Source organism: Streptosporangium minutum (assembly GCF_002149035.1).
Classification (GTDB): domain Bacteria; phylum Actinomycetota; class Actinomycetes; order Streptosporangiales; family Streptosporangiaceae; genus Streptosporangium; species Streptosporangium minutum.
In genome coordinates, this window is sequence record NZ_NGFP01000358.1 from 1 (window position 1) to 7,534 (window position 7,534).

Here is a 7,534-nt window from a genome sequence, read left to right on the forward strand (position 1 = left end):
GCCCCGCACGGGCCGGCGGCGGCCTGAACGCCACCCCGCCGCAACCGCCCGGACGGCCCCTGTCACACCTCGGACCCGACCTGCCTCTCCGACCGGCCCGATGCCGGGACGACGCGGTAGCTTGGGGGCTGCTCACCACGGCCGCCCATCACAGCTGCCACCACGAGGGAAGAGAGATCGTGACGACGTCTATTCATCAGCGGATCGCCGAAGAGCTTGGTGTGCGCGAACGGCAGGTGCAGGCGGCCGTGGAGCTGCTCGACGGCGGGGCCACCGTGCCGTTCATCGCCCGCTACCGCAAGGAAGCCACCGAGATGCTCGACGACACGCAGCTGCGTACGCTCGAGGAGCGGCTGCGCTACCTGCGCGAGCTGGAGGAGCGGCGCGCCGCGATCCTGGAGTCGATCCGCGGCCAGGGCAAGCTCGACGACGCCCTCGAAGCGCAGATCGTGGCGGCCGACTCCAAGGCCCGCCTGGAGGACATCTACCTGCCCTACAAGCCCAAGCGGCGGACCAAGGCGCAGATCGCCAGGGAGGCCGGGCTCGAACCGCTCGCCGACGGCCTGCTCGGCGACCCGTCGGTCGACCCGCAGGCCGCCGCGGCGGCCTTCGTCGGCGAGGGGGTTCCCGACGCCGCCGCCGCGCTGGACGGAGCCCGGGCGATCCTGGTCGAGCGGTTCGGCGAGGACGCCGACCTGGTCGGGGAGCTGCGCGAGCGGATGTGGGGCAAGGGCCGCCTGGTCGCGGCGGTCCGCGAGGGCAAGGAGGAGGCGGGGGCCAAGTTCTCCGACTACTTCGACTTCGCCGAGCCGTTCACCAAGCTGCCCTCCCACCGGATCCTGGCGATGTTCCGGGGGGAGAAGGAGGAGATCCTCACCCTCACCCTGGAGCCGGAGGAGGAGCCCACCGGCACCTACGAGGGGCGCATCGCCCACCGCTTCGGCATCTCCGACCAGGGGCGTCCCGCCGACAAGTGGCTGGCCGACACCGTCCGCTGGGCCTGGCGCACCCGCATCCTCGTCCACCTCGGCATCGACCTGCGGATGCGCATGTGGCAGGCCGCCGAGGAGGAGGCGGTGCGCGTGTTCGCCGCCAACCTGCGTGACCTGCTGCTCGCCGCGCCCGCGGGGAGCCGCGCGACGATGGGACTCGACCCGGGCCTGCGCACCGGCGTGAAGGTCGCGGTGGTCGACGCGACCGGCAAGGTCCTGGCCACCGACACGATCTACCCCCACGAGCCGCGCCGCCAGTGGGACCAGTCGCTGGCCACCCTGGCCGCGCTGGCCAGGAAGCACGACGTGGAGCTGGTCTCGATCGGCAACGGCACCGCGTCGAGGGAGACCGACAAGCTCGCCGGCGAGCTGGTGAAGCTGGTCCCCGGGCTTACCAAGATCGTGGTGTCGGAGGCCGGGGCCTCGGTCTACTCCGCCTCCGCCTTCGCCTCCCAGGAACTGCCCGGCATGGACGTGTCCCTGCGCGGCGCCGTGTCGATCGCACGGCGGCTCCAGGACCCGCTGGCCGAGCTCGTCAAGATCGACCCCAAGTCGATCGGCGTCGGCCAGTACCAGCACGACCTCGCCGAGACCAAGCTGTCGCGCTCGCTCGACGCGGTGGTCGAGGACTGCGTGAACGCGGTGGGCGTGGACGTCAACACCGCCTCGGCGCCGCTGCTGACCCGGGTCTCGGGCATCGGCTCCGGCCTGGCCGACAACATCGTCCAGCACCGTGACGCCAACGGCCCGTTCCGCTCCCGCAAGGCGCTGAAGGACGTGGCCAGGCTCGGCCCCAAGGCCTTCGAGCAGTGCGCGGGCTTCCTGCGCATCCCCGACGGCGACGACCCGCTCGACGCCTCCAGCGTGCACCCCGAGGCCTACCCCGTGGTCCGCCGGATCCTGTCGGCCGCCGGCGGCGACATCAGGAAGGTGATCGGCAACGGCACGGTGCTGCGGGCCCTGCGGCCGCAGGACTTCGTGGACGACACCTTCGGCCTGCCGACCGTCACCGACATCCTGTCCGAGCTGGAGAAGCCCGGCCGCGACCCCCGTCCGGCCTTCAAGACCGCGACCTTCAAGGAGGGCGTGGAGAAGCTCTCCGACCTCACCCCCGGCATGCTGCTGGAGGGAGTGGTCACCAACGTCGCCGCCTTCGGCGCGTTCGTCGACGTCGGCGTGCACCAGGACGGGCTCGTCCACGTCTCGGCCCTGTCGCACAACTTCGTCAAGGACCCCCGCGAGGTGGTCAAGCCCGGCGACATCGTCCGGGTGAAGGTGCTCGACGTCGACATCCCCCGCAAGCGCATCTCGCTCACCCTCCGGCTGGAGGACGAGCCCGCCAAGGGCTCCGGCCAGCGCGACCAGCAGGGCGGCGGCCGGCGTGACGGCGGCAACCGGGGCGGCCAGCAAGGAGGCCAGCAGGGCGGCCAGGGACGCGGCGGCCGGCAGCAGGGCCAGGGGCAGGGACGCGGCGGCCAGCAGCGGCAGGACCGTGGCGGCCAGCAGCGCAGCGCGCCGAGTGGCGCGATGGCCGACGCGCTGCGCCGTGCCGGGCTCGACGGCTCCGGCGGCAACCGCTGAAGGCCCCCCGCGCCTGCCTCCGGCGGCTCGGCGGAAACCGCTGAAGACCACTACGGCTTGCCGATCTCCGGCGGCTGCCGCCGAGAAGGCGGGCGGAGTCCGCCCTGCTCCCGGCCGCGGGCCGGTCTCAGGTCTGGCCGAGAACCTCCGCCGTCTCGCCGGAGGCGGGTTCGGCGACCGGTGGCCCTCCGCGGAGGGCCACCAGGGCGAGTACGGCCACGCCCAGGGCCAGGCCGAGTTCGGTGCTCGTTTCGGACATGGCTGCGGCGGATCCGGCCTTCTCGGGCGGGGGGGAGCCGACGACGAGGTCGGTGCCCAGCGCAATGATCGGGCCCTGGCCGACGTACATGACGACGATGCCGGCCAGGAGGATCGCCACATCCGCAACCTCCTCGCCGCCGGCCTGTCCACGACCACCATCGCCGACCTGCTGCCCTGCATGGGCAAGGACGGCGACGCCCTCATCGCCGACTGCCCCGAACTCCTGCTCGACCTCCACCGCGAACGCGCCCGCATCCAGGCCGCCATCCACGAACTGGAGACCGCCCGCACCACCCTGGATGCGGTCATCGCCACCGCACCCCCCGAGGCCGAGCGGGCCGCTCGCACCTTGCTCACCCCGGCGTCCTGACGAATCCTGTACGGCAGGCCCTCGGCCGACCGGGGTGCGCACACCGCCGTGGCGGCAGCCTGCGGGGCCGCACCACCGCTTCACACCCGCGTGGCGAGCCGCACTCCGGGCGGCACGAGCATCCGGCGGACCTGCTCACGGGAGATCCCGGAGTGTTCGCCGATCCGGCGCAGCCCCCACCCGTCGCCGTGCGAAGATCTGGTGGCATGACAGCGGAGCCCGAGCGGTGGAACCACAACATCCACTACCATCCGATGATCCTCAGGGCCGTGCCGGACGGGTGCGGCCGGGCCCTGGACGTCGGCTGCGGCGAGGGGATCCTCTCCCGAGAGCTGCGCCGGACCGCCCGGCACGTCTCGGCCATCGACCTCGACGGGCCGAGCATCGAGCTCGCCCGACGGCACGACGGCGCCTCGGACATCGACTACCTTCTCGGTGACTTCCTCACCCACCCCTTCGAGCCCGCCTCCTTCGACGCCGTCGTCTCGGTCGCGACGCTCCACCACATGGACGCGGCCGTGGCACTCGATCGGATGCGCGGGCTCCTGCGGCCCGGGGGGAGGCTCGTCGTCGTCGGGCTCGCCCGCAGCCGGCTACCCGCCGATCTTCCCTATGAGGTCGCCGCCGTCATCGGAAGCCGGCTGTACGGCAGGACCAGGACCTACTGGGAGCACTCGGCCCCGACGGTCTGGCCGCCGCCGGAGAGCTACGCCGGGATGCGGCGCATCGCCGGGGAGGTGCTTCCGGGGGTGCGCTACCGGCGTCACCTGCTCTGGCGCTACTCCCTCGTCTGGACCAGCCCCGCTCCCTGAAGAAGATCCGGCCCGCTCCCTGAGGGAGATCCGGCCCCGCCGGACGGCGAGCCTCACGGGCGGCGGAGGCGGAGGGCGCCGGTCAGGAGAACTCGGCGGCGAGCAGGCCGAACAGCGCCTCGTCGACGAAGGCCCCGGCCACCCAGGCATGGTCGCGGAGCGTGCCCTCGCGCCGGAAGCCGGCCTTCTCCGCGGAGGCGATCATGGCGCTGTTGGTGACGAGCGTCTCCAGTCCCAGCCGGTGCAGGCCGCGGATCCGGAAGGCGTAGTCGCACAGCACCCGCAGCACGTCGGGGGCGTACCCCCGGCCGCGGGCCTCGGGCAGCAGCGAGATGCCGAGGTGGCCGTTGCGGTTGAGGGTGTCGATCCCCCAGACCAGGCAGGAGCCCAGCAGGTCGCCCCCGGGGAGGGACTCGACGGCGAAGACGACGTTGGCCGGGTCGGGCTCCCGCCGCTCGTAGCGGGCGATCGCCTGGTCGACCGTCTCCGGGGCCCAGGGCTCCGCGCTTGAGACGACGGCCGTCTCCACGTCGTCGTGCAACCGGTGGAGCGCGACCAGGTCGTCCTTGGTCACGGCCCTGAGCAGAACCCTGTCTCCACGAAGCATGGGTGGAACTCTAACGCCGGGCGGCGTGCAACCGATCGTCAAGCGGCCCGCAGGCATCTGCCGTTACCCATGGGGGGCACAGCACACGGAACGATCCGATCGGGAAGACCAATGAACCGCGCCAGGATGAAGCTGATCTGGGTGGCGCTGCTGCCGCTCGCCATCGCCGGGATGCTGGCGGCCACGAGCGGCGTCGGCCTCTGGGGGGTGGGGGTCTTCATCGTCTGCCTGAGCGGTTTCGTGCTCATGGGCTTCCTGGTCTCGGGCGCCTCGGGCAACTCCCACCTCCTGCGCACCGGCACGCCCGCCGACGCGCTGATCACCGGCATGGGCGCCACCGGATGGCAGGTCAACGGCCGGCACGTGGTGGTCTTCGGGCTGCGGGTCACCCCGGCGTCGGGCATGCCGTACGACGTGCCGGAGCACCGGCAGCAGGTCCCGCCGATCCTGCTCGGCGGGGTGCTGCCGGGGATGACCGTGCAGGTCCGGACGGACCCGGCGGACCCGTTGAAGCTGTGCATCGACTGGTCGGTGCTGCCCGTCCACGGCGAGGCGCCGTACGGTCACCCCGTCAAGCCCTGACCCCGGTGCCGCGACCCCCGACGGCCCCGGCGCGGCGCCGTTCAGGCCCGAGGCGGCCTCGGGCCGGCGGCTCCCCACGCCACCCTGTGGCTGTGCGGCGGTGCCGGCGCGGTCAGAGCAGGCGCCTGATGTCGCCGTAGGCCCGGTAGAAGCCGCCCCGCTCGGAGAAGCGCACGCCCTCGACGAGATAGCGGGCCCCGGCCTCGCGCACCTCCTTGGGGAACTGCACGTTCCGCCGGACGTCGTAGCCTTCGCTGACCACCCGCACCCGGAGCCGCTCGCCCTCCCGGAAGCACTCCACGACCACGCCGTCCCCGGTGCCGGAGACGGTCTCCAGCGTCACGGTCTCCAGCGTCGCCGTCGGCTCCACCACGGCCAGGCCGGCCGCCGCCTTGACGTCCACCGGCTCGGGGACGGTGCCCCCCTGCGCCGCCTTGATCGCCTCCTCCGTGGCGTCGATGCAGGCCAGGGTGCCATTGGTGGTCACGATGTAGAGGCGGTCGTCGAGATACTGCATGGAGAAGGCCGAGCCGCAGCCGGTGGCCAGCTTCCACAGGCGCTCGCCGCTCTGGTCGAAGCAGTAGATCGAGGAGTGGTTGTCCCCGGCGAAGACGTAGCGGCCGTCGGGGGCGGTGGCGCAGGAGAAGACGGTGGCGTCACAGCGGTAGACCGCCTCGGTCGCGCCGTCGGACTTGCTGAGCCGGTGCACGGCGCCGCGCGAGGTGCCGGCGTAGACCGAGCCCGCCTCCTGCCAGCCGAACAGCACCGCGCCGTTGAGGCCCGTCTCCCAGACCGGCGCGCCGTCGGCGGCGTCGTAGCGGGCCACGCCGGTGGAGTGCCCGTGGTAGACGGCCTCGTCGTCGCAGCGGACCATCCAGGCCGAGTCGCCCCGTCCCTTGCGCGCCCACTGGAACTCGTCCTCGTGGTCGATGGTGGTGATCCGGCCCGCCCGGTCGGAGACGCCCAGCACGCCGTCGTGGATGTCCAGCCAGTAGATGTCGACGTCCTCGGCGATCTCGTAGGCGAGCCGGGGGACCTTCCCGCTGAGGTCGTAGACCTTGCCGTCGTCGGCGCCCGCGTAGATCCAGAAGTCGTCGGCGACGATGCACTTGACGCCGTCGGGGAGCCGGAAGCGGCCGGTGACGGTGCCCCCGTGGGTGACGGTGTAGACGTCGCCGTTCTGGTTGCCGACCCAGCAGCGCTCGGAGTCGACGAAGATCCCGAACGCCGCCGCGCCGCTGGCGAAGCGCCACAGCACCGGCGCCTGGGTGGCGGTGGAGCGGACGCTCACCACGCTGCGCCGGGTGACCGCGCGGCGCTGGCGCACCCCGCGTACGGCGGGGGCGTAACCCCTGCGGACCTTCTCGCCGATCTTCTTCGCCGCGGCGGCCTCGGCCTTCTCCACGGTGGCGAAAGCCGACATCTTGGACTGCCCCGGCTCACCGATCCGGCCGTAGCTGATCGTAACCTGCAGCCCGTCGAGCACGACCTCGTAGAACTTGTGCGAGCTCCCGCCGTCCTCGGACAGTTCCAGGTACGTGCTCCGCGCTGCCATGCCACACCTCTCGGTCAGTCGACTTTCCGCGGAGCGTACGGCAGGCGGGCGACAAATCCGACCGGAACCGGCGAACGGGACCGGACGCCGGGCCATCGCGGCTCAGCGGGCGCCCGCCTCCTGCTCCTCCTGGCGGTGATGGATCAGCGCGACGGCGACCGAGGCCACCGGGGCGGCCAGGAACGCGCCGACGATCCCGCCGAGGACGCTGCCCAGCGCGATGATGATCAGAATGGCCGCACTGGGCAGGTCGAGCGCCCGGCCGTAGATCTGCGGGGCGAGCACGTGCCCCTCCAGCTGCTGGACCAGCACGGTGACCGCGACCACGATCAGCGCCACCAGCCAGCCCTTGGCCACGAAGGCCACGACCGCCGCCAGCAGGCCCGCCGTGAACGCGCCCACGACCGGCAGGAACGCCCCGGCGAACGTCAGCACGGCCAGTGGGAGGGCGATCGGCACGCCCAGGACCCACAGCGCGATCCCGATGAAGAACCCGTCGACCATGCCGACGAGCGCCACCCCGCGGATGTAGCGGCTGACGACGTCGAAGATCACCGCGCCGCTCTCACGCAGGGTCCGCCTGATTCCCCTGGGGGCCAGATCCACGATCCACCCGACGAGACGGTCGCCGCTGTGCACGAAGTAGATCGACAGGATCATGGCCAGCACCACGCCGAACAGGATCTCCCCCACGGTGCGCACGCCCGCCAGGGCTCCGCTGGCGATCTCGCCGCCCCGCCGGCTCAGGTACTGCTTGGCCTGCTCGAACAGCTC

Annotated in this window: 8 protein-coding genes; 4 read left to right on the plus strand and 4 right to left on the minus strand. The window is 72.4% G+C overall.

The window, feature by feature from the left end:
* Nucleotides 1-179 precede the first annotated feature (179 nt).
* A complete protein-coding gene (locus tag CA984_RS41230) occupies nucleotides 180-2,573 on the plus strand; it encodes a Tex family protein (protein ID WP_086578771.1) in 2,394 nt (797 codons plus the stop codon).
* A 127-nt stretch (nucleotides 2,574-2,700) separates the two neighbouring features.
* Here the strand turns inward: CA984_RS41230 and CA984_RS41235 are convergent, their stop codons facing one another.
* On the minus strand, nucleotides 2,701-2,952 hold the full coding sequence (locus tag CA984_RS41235) for a hypothetical protein (protein WP_207621236.1): 252 nt from the start codon (nucleotides 2,950-2,952) through the stop codon (nucleotides 2,701-2,703).
* 60 nt (nucleotides 2,953-3,012) lie between these two features.
* On the opposite strand from CA984_RS41235, the gene CA984_RS41240 reads away from it, so the two are divergent.
* Together CA984_RS41240 and CA984_RS48955 are read left to right on the plus strand one after the other, a co-directional pair.
* Nucleotides 3,013-3,204: a hypothetical protein gene (locus tag CA984_RS41240; RefSeq protein WP_207621237.1), complete on the plus strand. Its 192-nt coding sequence runs from the start codon at nucleotides 3,013-3,015 to the stop codon at nucleotides 3,202-3,204.
* 206 nt (nucleotides 3,205-3,410) lie between these two features.
* Nucleotides 3,411-4,016, plus strand: a complete 606-nt coding sequence (locus tag CA984_RS48955; RefSeq protein WP_086578772.1) for a class I SAM-dependent methyltransferase — start codon at nucleotides 3,411-3,413, stop codon at nucleotides 4,014-4,016.
* 82 nt (nucleotides 4,017-4,098) lie between these two features.
* Here CA984_RS48955 and CA984_RS41250 read toward each other — a convergent pair whose 3' ends face one another.
* On the minus strand, nucleotides 4,099-4,623 hold the full coding sequence (locus tag CA984_RS41250; RefSeq protein WP_086578773.1) for a GNAT family N-acetyltransferase: 525 nt from the start codon (nucleotides 4,621-4,623) through the stop codon (nucleotides 4,099-4,101).
* Between the two features lie 111 nt (nucleotides 4,624-4,734).
* On the opposite strand from CA984_RS41250, the gene CA984_RS41255 reads away from it, so the two are divergent.
* On the plus strand, nucleotides 4,735-5,205 hold the full coding sequence (locus CA984_RS41255) for a hypothetical protein (protein WP_086578774.1): 471 nt from the start codon (nucleotides 4,735-4,737) through the stop codon (nucleotides 5,203-5,205).
* Between the two features lie 112 nt (nucleotides 5,206-5,317).
* Here the strand turns inward: CA984_RS41255 and CA984_RS41260 are convergent, their stop codons facing one another.
* Both CA984_RS41260 and CA984_RS41265 read right to left on the minus strand, forming a co-directional pair.
* Complete coding sequence (locus CA984_RS41260) at nucleotides 5,318-6,760, minus strand: WGR domain-containing protein (RefSeq protein ID WP_086578775.1); 1,443 nt, start codon at nucleotides 6,758-6,760, stop codon at nucleotides 5,318-5,320.
* A gap of 102 nt (nucleotides 6,761-6,862) precedes the next feature.
* The coding region (locus CA984_RS41265) for an AI-2E family transporter (RefSeq protein ID WP_133061937.1) at nucleotides 6,863-7,534 on the minus strand (672 nt) is incomplete at its 5' end.

Excerpts from the sequence above, each read along its gene's own strand:
- CA984_RS41240 (WP_207621237.1), top strand. The coding sequence starts at position 3,013 with ATGGGCAAGGACGGCGACGCCCTCATCGCCGACTGCCCCGAACTCCTG.
- CA984_RS48955 (WP_086578772.1), top strand. The coding sequence starts at position 3,411 with ATGACAGCGGAGCCCGAGCGGTGGAACCACAACATCCACTACCATCCG.
- CA984_RS41250 (WP_086578773.1), bottom strand. The coding sequence starts at position 4,623 with ATGCTTCGTGGAGACAGGGTTCTGCTCAGGGCCGTGACCAAGGACGAC.
- CA984_RS41255 (WP_086578774.1), top strand. The coding sequence starts at position 4,735 with ATGAACCGCGCCAGGATGAAGCTGATCTGGGTGGCGCTGCTGCCGCTC.
- CA984_RS41260 (WP_086578775.1), bottom strand. The coding sequence starts at position 6,760 with ATGGCAGCGCGGAGCACGTACCTGGAACTGTCCGAGGACGGCGGGAGC.